We start from the raw sequence: 19,323 nt of genomic DNA, 5'->3' as shown, positions 1-19,323 counted from the left end.
ATGAGGAGGAACGAAAGGTGAGTATAAAAGGAATGATCCGCAAGGGGATCATCGGATTGTTAATTGTATTATTGACTACGCAAGGTTGGTATAGTGGTTTGGGGTTGAAAGAGAGTACTGCATATGCAGATGACGATTTAACAGGTTTGGGGATTGAGTCATCTGTGCCAGCATTAGGTGCTCGAAACGTTGATAGTACATTACCATTTAGTCTTGTCTTCAAGAAGCCAGTAAGAAAAGTTACAGGTACGCTAGAGAACATATCCATATACAGATTACCGGAGAACAAGCTGGTTGCAGAAGTTCCTGTGAATTCTGCAGTAAATGTTTTAGCCGATTCCGCTGATATCCCAGGTGTAGGAAAAATCATTAATTTTCAGTTGAACGAAACATTAAAGGGTGGGCACTACGCCATTCGAATCGGAGCGAAATCCTTTGAATACGGAGATAATGAGCCTTTTGATGGCTTAAATGAAGAAGCTTGGTCATTCTATACCTTGGGACTAGGGGCTACGACTATAAATTCTTTATTCCCAGTTAACGGTGCAGTTTCTGTTACTCGTGATTCAAATTTACAAGTAACTTTTAGCAATCCAATTGATGCTGGTGTGGGAGAAATCGTAATTTACGAAGGCGGCGTTGAGTTTGAGCAGTATGACATGGCTCTACCGCAGTCTCGTGTCGTGATTAGCGGCAATACGCTTACAATTGATCCCGTGAAAAGTTTTTCCAATAATGCCACATACTCAGTTGACATAGATCAAGGAGCTTTAAGAGACAAGGCAGGGAATGATGTCGCTGGAACAGGAATTAACGGGTGGCAGTTTACAGTTTTTCAATCAGACCCAACTTCCTTAGTGGTATCTTCTCTATCACCATCTAACGGAGCGAGTGGAGTCGCGCTGACAGGAGAGCTGACAGTTACATATAACAAAGAGCTTGATCCTCGCTATCCCGGATCAGTAACGCTAAGAAATGCGAGCGGAGCAGTAATAACAACATCTACGTCTGTCAATAGCTCGAATCATCGACAGCTGCGAATTATCCCATCGAGTAGTCTAACTAGCAATACAAGCTATACCGTGGATATTCCAGGAGGAGTGTTGCGAGACAAATCAGGTAATCTGTATACAGGACTTAACGGAGCCACATCGTGGACATTCCGTACACTAACGTTAGATCGAACTGCTCCTGTTCTAAAAACCTCCAAAATGTACAGTAATACCATTATTCGTCTGACCTATGATAAATTGCTCTCAAGTCTTGATCCTCTGCCATCCAGTTTCTCCGTTACTGTTAATGGGGAGTCACGTAGTGTATCTACGTCTTATGTGTCTGGAGATAGTGTTTACGTAGTTCTAGATACAGGTGTAGCAGTAGGACAAGTGGTTCGCATTGGATACTCCTCTGGAACATCAACGCGCAAAATTCAGGATTTATCTATGAATGCGGCAGCTGCCTTCGGAGCCAGAGATGTGGAAAATAGTTTGGAATCAATCATGTCCAAGCCTAGAGAAGGCAGCGTCTATAACAGTACGGTCAATCTCTATTATCCTGAGACCGTATATATTAACTCTAGTGAAGCATATAAACAATTCAGCGTGACTGCGGATGGGAATTCTGTGGGTGTAAGTAGCATTTCTACCAATAACAGTTCACTTATCACCCTGAACCTTAGTCGTTCGATTACGAATGGTGAAGTCGTCCGTGTATCCTATCAGCCGGGTGAATGGGCTGTAAAGGATAGTCGCGGTCAAGCGCTTGCCGGATTTAGCGAATTTTACGTTCGTAATAGTATTGACACGAAGAACCCTGAGTTCCAAAGCGCGGAGGTCAGCGGCAATAAACTATGGATTCGCTACAACGAACCGCTAAGTAGATCAAATAAACCTTTGAAAAGTCAGTATTCGGTGCTGGTAGACGGGAAAGCTGTGTTTGTTAATGATTCGGAAATTGAAGATGATGTCGTTACACTGACATTGGCCTCGCCAGTTACAAGTACACAGACTGTGACGCTATCTTACGTTCCTGGAACGAGCCGTCTAACGGACCTAAACGGAAACCCGGCGGGATACTTGAATTTAACCCCCGTGACGTACACATATGGAAATGGAACGATCCTGTCTGGTGTGTTACAAGGAGACACGATACTCATTAACTTCCGTAATGCTTTAAAGGCAGAGTCTGCATTAAGTCCAGCTCAGTTCAGAGTACAGATTGGTAGCAATAACGTAGCTGTTAGCTCCGCATCGGCATCCGGCTCAGTTGTTACTTTAAAGTTGCCCACTTCTGCATCTGCAGGACAAACAGGAATCGTTAGTTATACACCGGGTGCAGTTTCGCTTCGGGATGCTCTTAATACTGAAGTAGATGCTTTTGGTCCACTGACATTGCAAATAAAAGAGGTAGATACAGCTACACCCACACCCACTGCTCCATTGGAGGGCCGTCCCTCATGGATTAGTGAAGTAGGTGCAGCTGAATCCGGTTTTGGACAATCAATGTACATTATGAAAAGTGATACAGCTGCTGTCGAAACTATAACTTCACGGAACAATCGTCCAACACGGCAGTTTACCATTGATGAGACCAAGCTTGCCCAAGCATTTGAATATGCGTATACAAGCGGGAAACTAAACCAACCCGTCATGTTCGAAGTTCCAGAGAGTGAAGCAACAGCATCTGTGGGAATCCCGTTTCATACGCTCTCTCGGATAGCTGCAACTTACCGCACTGGTTCATTTGGCATTAAATATAGTGATAGTGTCTGGCTTGTGCCCTTGTCGCAACTGGAAGTTGTGGCTATGGGACAAAGTGCAGGGATAACAACAGCCCCTGGTACTGCCATATTATATGTGCAGTTAGAGGCCCTTCCTATATTCTCCTTAGGAACGTTAGAGTATATGCTAACAAGTTCGAACGCTCAGCGACTGGCTAACGTGACAGAAGTTCATATTGAGCTCTATAACGGAAATACTGGGCAAACTGTAGAACAGAATATCAAAAGTCAGTTTTGGATACAACTTCCTGGAAACACGTCAACAGTCTTATCCGGATTCACTGCTGTGGATTCGAACACACAGACTTTATCCTATGTACCAACAAATTTCAGAACTACAACATCTGGAATGGTTGCTAGAGGTAAATTAAACGGTAATCAGATCGTAGCCCCCGTGACTCATTTGGTAAGTTTCCCGAATGCAAAACCATGGGCACGAGATGCTATTACAGAGTTGGCCTCCAAGTGGATCATAAGTGCTGATAACCTTACTGCATTTAAGCCAGATATGAAAATCACTAGAGCAGAGTTTGCTGAGTTGATTGCCAAAGGATTAGGGCTAAAAGGCAATCGTGCAGCTGCACAACAGTTCCGAGATTTGAATGCAAACAGTTCAACTTATGCATATATAGGCGCTGCAGTGGAGGCGAAAATTATTGAGGGGGTTGGAGATAATAAATTCCAACCCAATAGATTCATCACCCGGGAACAAATGGCCATTATGTTGATGAGAGCAATGAATTATGCTGGGCAATCAGCACCCCTTCAACTGTCAGTTAAGGATACCTTATCTAAATTCAAGGATAAGAAATCTATTAAATCCAAGGACATTGTTGCCAAAGCAGTACAGACAGAAATTATTAATGGTGTGTCGGATACTGAATTTAAGCCGCTGGCACATGCAACAAAAGCACAAGCGGCAGTCATGCTAAAACGTATGCTAAATAGAATTGGTTATCTTTAACCGATAATCTTAAAGACATAATCATTGTTAGGTATCTAAAAAGCACATCGGCCGAACTACTCACGCTGATGTGTTTCTTTTTATATATACCTATATATGAATGAATGGAATATTACATCCGAGATATGAAAGTGTGTTATTTTCATAATGAATGCATGCTAATATAGGGGACAAACGTAACTTTTTCCACAAAAAGCAGTCTATTAATAGAAGAGTATACTAGGGATCTCGCTATCGGCTGCCTACTTGGCAGTGTTCGTGATGTCTAAGATTGATATACAAGATGGGAGAGACGTTTCAGACATGCTGGGGAAACATGGGAAACAGCTGGAAGACGTTAAGGGCAGTAAGGTGAAGAAATGGGCAATTGTGACGCTGGCGGGTGTAATCTGGATTGCACCGGTGATGAGCGCAGGCGGGCAGATGTGGTCAGGCACTTCGTGGCAATCGGTGGCCGCAGCGGCATCTACGAATACAAGCAAGTTGAGTGAAGAAATTCTGACTTCGGGTGCGAAGCTCATGAAATACAGATATACAACAACACGTTCCGGTTCCAAGGTCAACGTACTGGCGGATGTAATCCAGGTGGATCTGCAGAACCCGTATGTGAAGCTGGATGTAATGACAGGCAAGGGCGGTAATCTGAACAGTAAACAGAGCACAGGGGCCATGGCTAAAGAAAATGGTGCAGTAGCTGCTGTGAATGGCGATTACTTCAATGTATCCGGGGAGCTCGCGCCCATTGGTGGACAGGTCTCCGATGGCGTACTGGTCTCCACACCATCTGAACTGTCAGGGATGTATGCCCTCACGGTGACCAAGGATGGCAAACCGATGATTGACGAGTATTCCTTTGACGGAACTGTGAAGGCACAGGATGGTTCAACCTTTGCTTTGCGTGGGATAAATAAAGAGGATTACACGGTAGAGTCGGGTGCGGTGAAATATAGTCATGCCAACTCGATGTATATTTATACACCGGCATGGACGTCCACCAAACGTCCAAATGACCCTTCCACAACGCCGACAGAGGTTCTCGTGCAGAACGGAGTAGTTACCCAAATCTCGGATAAAAAAGCGTTAAACATGACGGTGCCGAAGGATGGGTACATTTTGCGTGCGCATGGAACAGCGGCGACATGGATCATGAGCCATCTATCTGTTGGGCAAACCTTGGATGCGGATTACAAGTTGAAAGGCAAAACGACCGGACAATCGGTCGATCCAAGTAACCTGGAGATGATGATTGGCGGTCATACGATTCTTGTGAACGGTGGAAAGACAGCATCCTTTTCCCGTGATATCGCATCTTCCGGCATCGGTGGCATTCGTGCAAGAACGGCAGTAGGATACTCCCAGGATGGTCGGTATGTCTACATCATTGCAGCGGAGAAAAACAGTAACAGCAGCGGGATGTCGCTAACGGAACTGCAATCCTTTATGACCAGTGTGGGTGTATGGAAAGGCATGAACCTGGATGGAGGCGGCTCCACCACGATGGTAACACGTCCGTTAGGTGAGCAAACCGCCGGTCTGACGTTCAACACAGAGTATGGCACCGAGCAACGTCAGGTTGTAAACACGCTGGGTGTGTTCTCTACGGCTCCTGCAGGTAAACTGAAGGGCTTTGCCGTGAGTGGCAGCCAAACGTTGCTGGTGGGGCAAGAGGGCAAGTACACAGCCAAAGGATATGACACCTACTACAACCCGATCGCAACAGGCGATATCAGCATGTCCTGGAAGTCCAGCAACAACAGCATCGTGAGTGTTAGCAACGGCACGATCAAAGGCGTGAAGCCAGGCACAGCAACGTTGACGGCAACGAGCAATGGAGCTTCATCCTCCATTAAAGTATCGGTACTGGGTGGAAGTGAACTGGCTTCTCTGACAGCAGGATCAGGTCTTGGTTCGCTCAAAGCAGGCACAACGATGTCCATCCCGGTGACAGCAACAACGAAGAGCGGACAAAGTGTCACGGTTCCGGCGGACTCGCTGACATGGGAATTTATCGGATTCAAAGGTAAAGTGACTGCTGACCAATTAACCGTATCTTCCGTTAATTCAGGTGCACAAGTGGGATATGCGATTGGTCGTTATGATGGTTACAGTACAGTCGTAGTACTCTCGGCTTCTGCAAGCGAAACGATCTGGGAGAACTTCGATAATGTGAATTATCCGATCAACTTCACGACAAACGCAGCGGGTGTAACAGGTACGGCAACCGTTACAGCAGGAACTGGTGAAAAAGCCGGCTCGAATGTGCTGCAACTCGATTATGATATGACTGCTGGAACAGGCAAAATGTATGCTTATGCACAACTGAATGGTTCTACCGGCAGAGAAGTATCTGCTGCAGCTACATCGATGTCGATGGATGTTATGGGAGATAAGAGCCTGAATTGGCTGCGTGCTGAATTCACGGATGCCAATGGGAAAACGGTATATGCCGATCTCGCCAAGGCGATTGACTGGAACGGATGGAAGAAGCTGAGCGTGGACCTGAACGGACTAAACATTGCCTACCCGGCGAAGTTGAAGCGGGTCTATGTGGTGAATGTAGAAGAGGGTCAGGATGAGCGTGCGAAATCAGGTACGGTTGCTTTTGACAATATCGCATTCACGATGCCTTCCAAGTCCAGTGAAGTTGGATTACCTACGGGAACAGCTTCGCTTGTGCTTGGACAGAAATCGATGACGGTGAATGGAACGAAAAAAGCAATTGATGCAGCACCAGTCCTGAAAAATGGTACGACGTATGTGCCAATCAAACATGTTTTGGACGCTTTTGGTGGTCAGGCAAGCTGGGATAGCAAAAATCAGCGGATCACGGTATTACGTGGTGGCAAGCTGATTGATCTGATTGTAGGGCATAAAGAATTCATTCTGAATGGTAAAAGACAGAGCGCAACTGTTGCACCATACGTAACGGGTGGTAGGACTTTAGTCCCGCTTAGACTCGTTTCCGAGCAACTTGGTCTGACTGTAAAATGGGAACAGAAAACGAAGACCGTTACCATCTCATCGTGATATGGTATGATATATACCGGAAACGATAGAAATGGAGTCGAACAAACGTGGATTTACAAGCCGATGCCATAGACCGCGTCATTAAAAACGCCATACAAGTCATGGAAAACAGCAAATATCAAATGTTCGAAATTATGGACGCAACTCGCGATGAGCTGAAAACACTTAACGAGGAGTTGAAGTCGGTACTGAAGGAGACGGCGGAAACGATCGAGAAAGTAGATCAATTGGAGCTGAACTACCGCCGTTCCCGGATCCGGCTGACCGAGGTTAGCCGCGACTTTGTCCGTTATTCCGAGCATGATATCAAGCAGGCGTATGAGAAAGCAACACAGCTGCAGCTGGATCTGATGATTTATCGTGAGAAGGAAATGTATCTGAAGGCCCGTCGGGATGATCTGCAGAAGCGTGCCAAAAATGTGGAAGCTTCTGTGGAGCGTGCCGAGACCATCGGTTCGCAGATGGGTGTTGTACTCGAGTACCTGTCAGGTGAACTGGGTCAAGTGACCCGGATCATCGAATCTGCCAAAAATCGACAAATGATTGGTTTGAAAATAATTTTGGCCCAGGAAGAAGAGCGGAAACGTATTGCTCGTGAGATTCATGACGGGCCTGCGCAGATGCTCGCCAATCTAGTGCTTAGGACGGAAATTGTAGAAAGAATGCTCATTAAGCAGGATTTTAAGATGGTCCAGGCCGAAATAGTAGATTTGAAAGGCCAGGTTCGTTCCAGTCTTGAAGAAATGAGAAAAGTTATTTTCAATCTGCGTCCTATGGCACTGGATGATCTGGGACTGATTCCAACGCTTCGGAAGTATGTGCAGGATTTTGAGGTAAAAACAAAAATCCGGTCGCTTTTTGAAACAAGAGGTAAAGAACACCGTTTATCTTCCGCGATGGAGGCAGCGATCTACCGCCTTGTGCAGGAAGGTCTGTCGAATGCTGCAAAGCATGCTTATCCCACTTATGTTGTAGTGGAAATTACATACCAGGCTCAGCTCGTCAAAATTGTCGTTCAGGACAATGGGCTTGGGTTCAAACCGGAGCTTCTTGCGAAGAAAAGCAAGGATCATACCCACTTCGGTCTGATTGGGATGAGAGAACGGGTTGAACTGTTAGAAGGAAGAATAGAGATTGAATCCGGAGAAAATCAAGGAACCAAAATAGTGATTCATATCCCGACAAACGTGGATAAGGGAAAGGAGTAGCAGGATGATGGAAAACCGTGATACTGGTAAAGCATCGATTAAAGTTCTTTTGGCTGATGATCATCAGCTGTTCCGTGAGGGACTGAAACGCATTTTAAATATGGAGGACGACATTGAGGTCATCGGCGAATGCGGCGATGGTATTCAAGTGCTCGAATTCTGCAATCAGGATAAACCTGATATCGTATTGATGGACATCAACATGCCAATCGAAAACGGGGTTGAAGCAACGGAGAAATTGCGTGAGCTGTTCCCTGATGTCAAAGTCATTATCTTGTCCATTCATGATGATGAAAGTTATGTATTTGAGACGCTTCGTAAAGGGGCTAACGGATACTTGCTGAAGGATATGGAGGCCGAGTCTCTGATCAATGCGATTCGTTCCGTGCATGAAGGACATGCGTTCATACATCCGAAAGTAACAGGCAAACTGATCATGCAGCTGCGTCGTATGACGTATCTTAATGAAACAGGGGCAATGAGTGAAGGGGCTTCGAAGGAAGCGGGTGTTAAATTTGTTGCTGGTGACAATAACCCGCTTACACGTCGTGAGGCTGAAGTACTTCGCTTGATGGCAGAAGGTAAGAGCAACAAAATGATTGGTGAATTCTTGTTCATCAGTGAAAAAACAGTAAAAAACCATGTCAGCAGTATTCTGCAGAAGATGGAAGTGGACGACCGTACTCAAGCTGTTATCAATTCGATCAAATATGGTTGGGTTACGCTCTAATACCTTATGTTTTTCGTAAAGCAGTATTCTTACGGTAAGTCAGTCCATTGGTTGATTCAACCTAGACGAAGTATAGATTGGTGTTCACTCGCGCCCTTTCCAGAATGTTGGATTGGTCTGCGGGTTAATGGACTTTATCACTGCAAATGAGCAAAGTGTAAGGTTGTGCGGAACATATGTTCAAGCTTAGGCGTGAATGAATGACCTGGCCTGTCTTTCTTCGTCCGGTGTCGATCAGCGTGGAATATGAGTGATAGGAAATGCAAGTGTAACCCTTCAGGAAGTACAGCATATACTTGTTGTATACAGGGATGTTCGCCATGGGTGAGCATGACCTTCCGAGGAGGTGCAGTTGCCATGGTTGCTCATCTGACTATGATTCTGCTCATATACTTCCTGGCGGCAATGGCCGTTCATGCCATGCACCAGCGCCATCTTTCCCGTCCGGAATCTGAAGGTTTCGAGCAGATTCTGCTAATCCCTTCCAATCAGGCAGGGCGGATCGAAGGCATTGTAAGAGAACTTTGCCGGGAATTATTATACCGTGGTAAGAGCTTCAGATTAACCGTTGTTGCTGATCGTACAGAAGCGGAAACGATTACGATTATTGAAAAGCTTATGCAAAGGCAAGGCATGGAGACATCTTATCTGCCTGCTGTCCCTGCTGATATTGAACGGGTAGCACAGACCGATCACACGTTTCGACTGATTGATTTGCGTGAGTCAGAGCAATAAATCATCATGTGAGCGGGAAATGGGATTAACATTTCGCAGATCTACAGTGAAAAGATTACAGCAGAAGCTGTAGTCTTTTTTTGTAATTGTAGCCAAGTCTGCTTTTAAATTAAAAATGGGTTTTTATGCAATCTATGGTTATTGTCTGGGTATGGTGAGTTCATGAGCACTAAAATAAACTTTTCGAAGTCAGAACTCTTAATTTAAAAGTATAGACGATTCAGATTGGAAAAAGTTTCGCAACTTTAAAGAAAGATTCTGGTTATTAGCAGAATTGTATGAGGGATTCATATTGTGTCACTAACCTTGTGCTGTGAAGATTCAATTGGTATAGTGATAAGTAGATTGATCGTAAGAAGATGAATATGGACATGAAGCACATGCTCCGGCGAATAGCCGGGTTGGCATGTGCTTTTTTTGCGTTCGGAAAAATTACGATGGGGGAGGAGAGAAAATGAAGGTTGCCTTATATGTGTGCCGTGTAGGGGAAGGGTGGAGCATGGTGTTATCACTCGACATTCGAGTGGATGTGGCTTGGTGGCTGGAGGGAGGAAGTGGGCGACATGTGCTGTGCTGGTTGCTGTTAGATAAGGCGTTGCCGTTAAGTCAGTCATCATGGTTGGTTGAACATTTTGAGATGGAGCGAGGTATGGATCAGTGGGGTGAGCGCGAATGGCAGAGTTATCTTGCGCGGAAGTTGGATATGTATGAGCTGTCCTCGGGGAAGGTTGAGGCGAGAAAAGGTATAGCGGGCAAAGCGGGGAGTGTCGCTGTTCGTCGCATTCAGGTAGGCGGGATGCACGAGCCGTATCCCGCCGGACAGTGGGCTCAGCTGGAGCAGGACGCGGCCCTGCTGGCTGAGCGGATCAGCGGCCGCCAATTACTGGCTGCCGAGGCGGAGGCGTTGCTGGCGGATACCGCCCAGCCGCCAAGGGAGTGGCGCGCGGCTGCGCAGCTCGCGCGCTTGCACGGGCGGCTGAGTATCACAGCCGCCCTCGAAGGGGCTGCCACGCGCCGTCGGCACGCGTGGCTTGGACACGCGCGGAGCGCGCCCCGCTGCCACCGTTGTGGCAGCGAAGCCAGGCAGCGCGTGCCCTGCGCTGCCTGCGGCCTGGCGGCGTGCGCCTACTGCGAGGCTTGCCTCGCGCTGGGGCGCAGCCGTGCCTGTGCGCTGCTGCTACGCAGTGCAGCGCAAGGGGGCGTGCCACTACGCGGCGAAGCACCGCGTGGCACGGCCTTGGCCCCCACCGGCGGCGGGCTCGCCCGGTGGGGGCTTAGCGCAGCGCAGAGCGCGGCAGCAGCGGCGGCGCTTGCGTTTTTGGCCCGGCCACCCGCAGGGGATGGGCCGGGGCGGTTCTTGCTATGGGCCGTGACCGGGGCCGGCAAGACCGAGATGATTTTTCCACTGCTCCAACATACATTGGATCGTGGTGGACGAGCACTGGTCGCTACGCCGCGCAGAGACGTTGTACTGGAACTGGCTCCGCGTCTGGCCAAAGCCTTTCCCGATACCTCGCTCGCTACCCTTTACGGCGGCAGTGACGAACGTTGGAAAGACGCTCAACTGACGCTCGCGACCACACATCAACTGATGCGTTTTTATCAGGGGTTTGACCTCGTGATCATCGATGAACTGGATGCCTTCCCGTACCATAACGATCCCATGCTCGCTCACGCGGCTGCAACTTCCTGTAAACCGGATGGCAATTTCGTCTATTTGTCTGCTACACCACCAGCTCGGCTACAGAGGGAAGCAGCGCAGGGAAAACTCACTCATGCCAAAGTGCCAGTACGTTTCCACCGTCATCCTTTGCCCGTGCCAAGATTGGTCAAGATGTTTACCGTTGCTGAATGTATTAAGAAACGAAATCTTCCTTCTGCCTTGAGGACTAACATCCAAATTTCATTGAAGCGTGACGCCCAGATATTTGTTTTTGTAACACGTATCGCCCAGATTGAGGCTTTTGTGAACTTGATGCGCCGTACCTTTCCCGGAATTTATATCGAAGGAACTTCATCTCAGGACCCTGATCGCGCTAGCAAAGTTATAGCCTTTCGTGAACGCACAATTCGTCTGCTTGTGACCACCACAATTCTGGAGCGTGGCGTTACCATTCCGCGCAGTGATGTTTTTATATTGGATGCAGACAATGGTCTTTTTGATGAAGCGTCGCTGGTCCAGATGGCGGGTAGAGCAGGGCGTTCCATGGATGACCCGGCGGGTAGAGTGGTTTTTGCATCATCTCGTCGGACACGTTCACAGGTGAAGGCCATTGCACAAATTCGGAAAATGAACACGATCGCTCGTCGCAAAGGCTACCTGCATCCACCATCACAGACATAATTGTTATCTGTCTAGATATATGAATTAGCATCCATATTTCAAAGTACACACAGCTTATAGATCCCTACATACCATTAGACTCCCCAGACCAGATTGGAGGTTTACACCATTATGTTTAACTGGCTCAGCAACATAACCGATCACGCGCAGCACCTTACCCAACGCCTCCATCATCTGCTCGCCCCACCGGGAGCGACTTGTCTGACATGCGGCACTCGGTCGATCCTTTCCTCGCTCTATCCGGGTATATGCCCACGTTGTGTGAAGCAGATTCCATGGATTCGTTCCATCCGCTGTCTGCGTTGTGGTCGGGGTGTCGGCTGCCCGGACTGTGCTCGTCCACATATGCAAAACCGTTCTTTTATCCTCAACCGCAGCGCCGTACAGTACAACCCTCTTATGAAAGAATGGATAGGCATGTACAAATTCAGAGGTCATGAAAGATACGCGCCGCTCTTAACCGCGCTGTTGATCCAAGCCTTTCAAGCGATGAGCGAGGAACAGAGTTCAATTTTGGCAAAAGAACCCCCAGCCCCAGTGGCTCATCCCGCCACTCTTGCTCAACAAACGAAGCCGCAATGGCGGCCTGACGCGGTCACCTATGTTCCGGTGAGCAGCGAGCGCCTGGCCGAGCGCGGCTTCAATCAGGCGGAGCGGCTGGCTGCTGGGCTCGCCACCGCCTTCCGCCTACCCATCGTTGATCTGTTGCAGCGCCAGATCAACACTACCAAACAAAGCTTTAAATCTCGCGGTGAGCGTATCGAAACGATGAAGAACGCTTTTTCCATCAACCCGAATGGCATGCATCTAATTGAAGAGCTATACAGAGAATCTTATCTGCCAACACAAACGGGCATGTCATATGCCAGAGCCATAAAGATATTGCTGATTGATGATATATACACAACAGGGAGCACCTTGGACGCTTGTGGGCAGGTTATCTTAAATACTGGTTTTACCATGGGAATTCGGGTTGAGATCTACACACTAACACTGGCAAGATCCTAATAGGCAAATCAGTCTATTGAGCTGATGTTTACATATTCTTCAAGTCTCCCTGCATACACAACCTACGCTTTGCTTTCTAGTAGATAGGAAAATATGTTCCTTTATTAATCATTGGTACGTTAATGCGTGTCTCAATTCCATTTATTCCGTTTGAAATATAGTTGTTTGATGAAATTATAAATGAAAGCGTAATAAGAAAATTTTTACATGTAAAAAAAGAGGGATTGGTTTTCTCGCGCAGAATAGATAGTTTTGCCGTTCACCACAGGTGACAGCATAGGGAGTGGCACAACATATCTGTTGAAGGGGAGAACAAAAGTGGTCGCAGGAAAAAGAAAAAATGGATTTTACTTATGGACTGTCCGTCTACTAGTATTCATGCTGGTATTCGGACAGTTTGGCGTGTACGGGGGGAACCGGGCACATGCAGCGGTAGTAAGCGGGATAGTCTCATCAAGCAATGATTACCAATATGTAATGACCAACAATAACGGCCAATTAGAGGTGAACCAAAAATCAGTTAAACTGAGTTGGGCTAGATCCTACAATATTTCATCAACGGGATATTCGTTCACCAGAATGCAGTCTATCCTGGGTTTCACAAGTGATATTACCAACATAAGCTTTGGATCGTATGCATCCAAATATGCCGGACAGATCGACAATGCTTTTTTAATTGATCTGAGCAAAGTGCGTGAAATTGCTACCGAGATGACGTACAGACAACCCTATAACCAAGTCGGACAATGGGAGATCACACACTATAATGTGCTAGGTCAACTGACGCCGATTGATGTATATGATTATGATGTCAGACAGTTGAGTTTGGTTGTAAATGCAGATACGGGAGAAGTTGTCGATTTTTACTCTGAACTTAATCCGTATTATACACGTAAAGCTGAACCCGCTTCTTTTACCAAACAGGAGGTAAACCCGTTACCAATTAATAACGTACCATCTGTGCCTTCGAATATAACGGGTAACTCCAGTGAAAACACGACTCATATTCGTTGGGATCATGCACAGGAAGCTGTACAATATGAAATTGAGCGTGATGGTATTTTAATGGGTCCTTATTATGGTACCAGCTTCGATGATGCCATGCTCATTCCTAACCAAAATTACTCTTACAAGATACGTGCCATAAATTCGATAGGAAAAAGTGAATGGAGTAGTGTCTTTACTATTAAAACACTGCTTAACGAACCTGTGATCTCCACGAGCTCTGAGCAAGGGAAAAATATAATAGAGTGGGCTGCAATTAATCATGCCGATGGTTATCAACTTCAGGTTGATGGTGAAGCCCCGATTGATCTAGGTAATGTAACGAATTACGAACACGTTGGTTTGGAGGCCAACTCCAGTCATACCTATACATTAAAAGCAGTATCTTCAGATAATGAGAGCAACTGGAGTAGAACGGCTACGCAACTTGTTGTGCCAGACTCAGCAAGTGGTTTGAAAATTACAGAAAATACATTCAATAAAATCTCTTTAAGTTGGCCTGCAATTAAAGGTTCTAGTGGATATGATCTGGAGGTTGATGGGGTGATTGTTCCGGTCTCTGGTACAACATACAGCAAGACGGCTCTTACGCCCAATACCGAGCACACATTTCGATTGAGATCTAAAAATGCAGGCGGTGTAGGTAAGTGGACTGATATGCTAACGGTTTCGACACTTTTAAATATGCCTGTTCTTAAAGCAATTTCATCGCAAGAAGAAATGATTTTGGCATGGCCTGCAATTGAGGGGGCAACCTCTTATGAGGTGGAAGCTGATGGAGTTAACGTAGGACTTGTTGTAGATCCAGCTTATACACACACTGATCTATCACCAGGGACACTTCATAAATATCGTGTACGAGCTCTGAATGATACCAATACAAGTGCATGGACTGCAATTTTGTCCCAAAGTACACTCCCTGGTCCTGTTTCGAATCTCACTATAAATTCTGTCACTAATGCAGCTATTGGTCTGAAATGGACAGCAGTGACAGGGGCGACAGGGTATGATCTGGAGATTGACGGTGCAGTTGTACCTGTTACTGGCGTAGCCTACACAAAGAGTAGCCTTGCAGCAAATACAGAACACACCTTCCGTATTCGTTCGAAAAATGCGGCAGGCGTGGGTGATTGGAGTGATCCTCTCAGTACAACGACACTGCTGAATACACCTGTATTAAAGGCGACGTCAGAAGAAACAAGTATCAAGCTGACTTGGGCAGATGTACCAGATGCGACTACATACGAGATTGAAGCCGATGGTACGGTTATGACAACATCCAGCGAACTAACATTTGTACACAGCGATCTATTGCCGGGAACGGCACATAAGTATCGTATTCGTGCTTTGACAGAAAACAATACAAGTGCATGGACAACAATGTTGACGCAAAACACAATACCGGCTTCGGTTACAGGGTTGAATATTAGCTCTGCGACGAACGTGGCGATTGCCTTGAAATGGACAGCAGTAACTGGAGCGACGGGGTATGACCTGGAAATCGACGGTATCGTTGTCCCAGTAACGGGAGTGGCCTATACGAAGAGCGGTCTTGCAGCAAACACAGACCATACCTTCCGTATCCGTTCGAAGAACGCCGCAGGAGTAGGTGCCTGGAGCGATCTGATTAGTGGAACAACATTATTGAATACACCCGTATTAAAAGCAACATCAGAAGAAACGGCAATTAACCTAACTTGGGCAGCTGTTGCAGACGCTACTACCTATGAGATTGAAGCCGATGGTGCAGTAATTGCAACAATTAGTGATCCAGCGTATGAACATGTTGATCTGTTACCAGGGACTGCGCATAAGTATCGAATTCGTGCTCTTACGGATATCAATACGAGTGCATGGACAACGATGTTGACGCAAAGTACAATACCGGCTTCGGTTACAGGGTTGAATATTAGCTCTGCGACGAACGTAGCCATTGCATTGAAATGGACGGCAGTAACTGGAGCGACGGGATATGATATAGAGATTGACGGAACGGTTGTCCCAGTAACGGGAGTAGCCTATACGAAAAGCGGTCTTGCAGCAAATACAGACCATACTTTCCGTATTCGTTCGAAGAATGCGGCAGGCGTAGGTGCCTGGAGTGATCTGATTGGTGGGAAGACACTACTGAATACACCCGTATTAAAAGCAACATCAGAAGAAACGGCAATTAATTTAACTTGGGCAGCGGTTGTAGACGCTACTACTTATGAAATTGAAGCCGACGGTGCAGTGATTGCCGCAGTTAGTGATCCGGCATATTCACATAATGGTTTGATGCCAGGAACAGCCCATAAATATCGCATTCGTGCGTTGACGGATACCAATACGAGTGCCTGGACTGCTGTGCTGTCGCAAAGTACGATACCTGCTTCAGTTGCAGGACTTAATATTAGTTCTGTTACGAATGTGGGCATCACTCTTAAATGGACAGCAGTAACCGGGGCAACGGGGTATGACTTAGAAATTGATGGCACAATTGTCCCGGTAACGGGAGTAGCCTATACGAAGAGTAGTCTTGCTGCGAATACTGAGCACACCTTCCGTATTCGTTCAAAGAACGCCGCAGGAGTAGGTGCTTGGAGTGATCTAATCAGTGGTATGACTCTTTTGAATACACCTGTATTAAAGGCAACATCGGAAGAAACAACAATCAATCTATCATGGTCGGATGTAGAAGATATGACCGCGTATGAAGTTGAGGTCGATGGTACAATTGTTGGCATAGTTAGTGAGCCAGTATATATACACGATGGTTTATTGCCCGGGACAGCACACAAGTATAGAATTCGCGCTTTAAAAGGTGAAAACACAAGTGCATGGACAGCAGTGCTGACGCAAAGTACCATCCCTGCTGCAGTTAACGGTTTCATGTTAAATAACGCTACACCTGTTGCGATCTCAATGAAATGGAGCCCAGTTACAGGTGCTACCGCTTATGATATGGAAATTGACGGTGCTGTAATTTCTGTCAGTGGAGTTGCTTATACGAAAAGTGCTCTTCTAGCGAATACAGATCATACCTTCCGTATTCGTGCGAAGAATGCTGCTGGCATGGGTAGCTGGACTGAGATCGTAACCGCTTCTACTCAATTAAGTGTACCAACAACGCTGAAAGCTGTACCGGACGAAACGGCAGTTACGCTGACATGGAATGAAGTTGCGGGTGCAACAAAATATGAGATTGAAGCAGATGGCATAGTGGTTGCAACTGTGAGTGATCTCTTATATGTCCATAATGGATTACTTGGTGGAACGGCGCATAAGTACCGTATACGTGCCCTGACCGACACTAATGTGAGTGCCTGGACAGCAATACTCTCCCAAACTACGTTGCCTGCCAGTGTCTCAGGTTTAAGTATTACCTCTGCAACCACAGCGGCTATCGCGCTGAGATGGACTGCTGCAACTGGAGCTACAGGGTATGATCTGGAGATTGATGGTACAGTGGTTGCCGTGAGTGGGGTCGCTTATACGAAGAGCGGACTTGCCCCAAATACGGAACATACCTTCCGGATTCGTGCCAAAAATGCTTCCGGTGCAGGTGCATGGAGTGAGATGATAACGGGAATGACTCAATTAACTACACCTGTGCTGAAGGGAACTTCAGATAGAACAAACGTTATTCTGACGTGGGACGCGGTTGGGGAAGCTTCATCCTACGAAATTGAAGCAGATGGGCAAATTGTGGCGACGGTCAGTGATACAACATTTATTCATTCTGACCTGTTACCGTCCAGTTTGCATAAATATCGTGTTCGAGCATTCAATAATCACAGTACAAGCATTTGGTCGGGGATAATAAGTGTTAGAGCAACGTTAAACTAAAGATGCGAATTAACTTAAACTTGTATATAGAAGAGAGGGGAGGGTTGCACATACATGATTTTGGTACGGTCAAGTAAATGTTGAGAAAGAGAATTTTATTTTAACGGCGATCTTTTCCGGAGTTTAAATGGGAGAGGTCGCCGAGTTTGTTTGAAGGCTTGAATGTCATCTAGGAAGCATTATTTCTACCATCGATTGAGTGTGAGTTAGAGTGTCAGATTTTGATGACTACAGAAGAGATTTGACATTTATATCTGTTTATAAGAGTGGATTTCTCTACATTTTAATCACTTCAGAGATGAAATGTAAGTTATAATACTCCTACACTCAAAATAAACAATGGGGGCTAACAAATGGTATTAGTAGACATTCATGGTTCATGTTTAAGTAGAAATATTTTTAATGTTGATAAAGATACTGATATATTAGTTAATAACTACATTAGCAGAAGTAACATTGTTTCTAGTATGATGCCGCCTGCTGATATTAATACAAAGCGTGAGGAATTGCTTTTTTTTGATAGTGAGTATTCTCATCGTTGTTTACGGAACGGTATTGAAAAGAACACAGTGCCGATGTTACTGAATTCTATTGCAGAGTTCCTTGTAATTGACTTTTTTGATCTTTGCCAGCCAGTTGCTGTTTATCGAAACACAACTTTTCCTACTTACGATTATTCATTTTATAATACAGCTGCTTACAAAAATGAACCAGACCAATTTCAAAGCATCAATTTTTTGGAAATACCAACTTGTTTGTGGTATGGATACATAGATATATATTGGAAAAAAATGATTGGAAAATTTGGAGATAACATCGTATTAGTCAGAGTTAGCTGTTTCAATAATTATATAACTAGTAATAAGGAAATTAATCCTACCCCACCTAACCTTTTGGCTTTTGGAAATGAAATTTATAATTCGGCTCTGTTTGAACTTGAAAATTATATTATAGAAAAATATAATCCTTATGTTTTAGATGTTTCAAAATACTTTATTGCAGATGAAGATTATGAATCGGATGTAACACCCGTACATTTTGAAGAAAACTATAATATAAGTTCTTGGTCACTTATGAAAGATATCATCTTAAATAAGCCGAAACAAAGGTATTATGACAACCTAAGACCAAAAATTTTCGCGCAATTACTAGAAAGACCAGTTGCAGATAGGGATTTTGAATTTTTATGGAAAGAAAGGGGGGGGTTTGTTTCTTGTGATCTTCTTGATAGTATAAGTTTAGAGTTTACTTCTGAAGAAATTATTGAAAATAGAAAATGGTTAGCCACACTCTATCACAAAACAGATCGTATCTACCTATCTAATCATCTTAGAGATAAGAATGTAGAGATATCATTAATAAATGATTTTATCAATGGAATTGATATGTCAGAAGCAAATAATTACTTTAAGCCGCAATTTATCAATAGGTTAAAAGAAAAACAAAGTTATCTAAATCAACCAGTTGGACATCTGGTAGAGGAATATTTAGAAGCGCTAGATAAAGGTGATCTACGATGGATTCAAATGCTGAGTTGTTTGAGCATATTGCTTCCTGATGATCAGGGGATTATTTATAATCAGCTGCAGTATCATATGGCAATTGATAATAAAATAATGGCTTCTAAATTAAAGCAAAGATTGGATTCCCCTCCTGTATCTGTTTGATTGGCACCTTAGTAACACGTTTGTATAC

10 protein-coding genes are annotated in these 19,323 nt (G+C 45.4%); 9 read left to right on the top strand and 1 reads right to left on the bottom strand.

Features of this window, described 5'->3' with window-relative positions:
* Positions 1 to 17 precede the first annotated feature (17 nt).
* The 6 genes from ACETMN_RS30315 to ACETMN_RS30290 all read left to right on the top strand — a co-directional run bounded on the left by ACETMN_RS30315 (position 18) and on the right by ACETMN_RS30290 (position 11,787).
* Positions 18 to 3,743: an Ig-like domain-containing protein gene (locus ACETMN_RS30315; RefSeq protein WP_411735480.1), complete on the top strand. Its 3,726-nt coding sequence runs from the start codon at positions 18 to 20 to the stop codon at positions 3,741 to 3,743.
* 303 nt (positions 3,744 to 4,046) lie between these two features.
* Positions 4,047 to 6,770, top strand: coding sequence for a stalk domain-containing protein (locus tag ACETMN_RS30310; RefSeq protein WP_091012989.1), 2,724 nt, complete (start codon positions 4,047 to 4,049; stop codon positions 6,768 to 6,770).
* A gap of 47 nt (positions 6,771 to 6,817) precedes the next feature.
* Complete coding sequence (locus ACETMN_RS30305; RefSeq protein ID WP_074092506.1) at positions 6,818 to 7,978, top strand: sensor histidine kinase; 1,161 nt, start codon at positions 6,818 to 6,820, stop codon at positions 7,976 to 7,978.
* 7 nt (positions 7,979 to 7,985) lie between these two features.
* On the top strand, positions 7,986 to 8,708 hold the full coding sequence (locus ACETMN_RS30300) for a response regulator transcription factor (protein ID WP_026081439.1): 723 nt from the start codon (positions 7,986 to 7,988) through the stop codon (positions 8,706 to 8,708).
* A 357-nt stretch (positions 8,709 to 9,065) separates the two neighbouring features.
* On the top strand, positions 9,066 to 9,443 hold the full coding sequence (locus tag ACETMN_RS30295; protein ID WP_036612497.1) for a hypothetical protein: 378 nt from the start codon (positions 9,066 to 9,068) through the stop codon (positions 9,441 to 9,443).
* A gap of 454 nt (positions 9,444 to 9,897) precedes the next feature.
* The gene (locus ACETMN_RS30290; RefSeq protein WP_091012992.1) at positions 9,898 to 11,787 is read left to right on the top strand and encodes a helicase-related protein; all 1,890 of its coding nucleotides are present in this window, start codon (positions 9,898 to 9,900) and stop codon (positions 11,785 to 11,787) included.
* A gap of 54 nt (positions 11,788 to 11,841) precedes the next feature.
* Here ACETMN_RS30290 and ACETMN_RS30285 read toward each other — a convergent pair whose 3' ends face one another.
* Positions 11,842 to 12,132 carry a hypothetical protein gene (locus ACETMN_RS30285; protein ID WP_143786455.1) on the bottom strand — a complete coding sequence of 97 codons (291 nt, stop codon included), beginning with the start codon at positions 12,130 to 12,132 and terminating at the stop codon, positions 11,842 to 11,844.
* Between ACETMN_RS30285 and ACETMN_RS30280 the strand changes: the two genes are divergently transcribed.
* The 3 genes from ACETMN_RS30280 (at position 12,133) to ACETMN_RS30270 (ending at position 19,295) form a co-directional block, all read left to right on the top strand.
* Positions 12,133 to 12,795 carry a ComF family protein gene (locus ACETMN_RS30280; protein ID WP_091012996.1) on the top strand — a complete coding sequence of 221 codons (663 nt, stop codon included), beginning with the start codon at positions 12,133 to 12,135 and terminating at the stop codon, positions 12,793 to 12,795. It begins immediately after the preceding gene.
* A 378-nt stretch (positions 12,796 to 13,173) separates the two neighbouring features.
* Positions 13,174 to 17,628, top strand: a complete 4,455-nt coding sequence (locus tag ACETMN_RS30275; protein ID WP_143786456.1) for a fibronectin type III domain-containing protein — start codon at positions 13,174 to 13,176, stop codon at positions 17,626 to 17,628.
* A 353-nt stretch (positions 17,629 to 17,981) separates the two neighbouring features.
* Complete coding sequence (locus ACETMN_RS30270; protein WP_091013001.1) at positions 17,982 to 19,295, top strand: DUF6270 domain-containing protein; 1,314 nt, start codon at positions 17,982 to 17,984, stop codon at positions 19,293 to 19,295.
* The last annotated feature ends 28 nt before the right edge of the window (positions 19,296 to 19,323 follow it).

Origin of the sequence: Paenibacillus sp. M2, assembly GCF_046713495.1 — a bacterium.
GTDB classification, from domain to species: domain Bacteria; phylum Bacillota; class Bacilli; order Paenibacillales; family Paenibacillaceae; genus Paenibacillus; species Paenibacillus amylolyticus_B.
The sequence above is the reverse complement of the archived record's forward strand: the minus strand, read 5'-3'. Positions and strand labels throughout refer to the sequence as shown.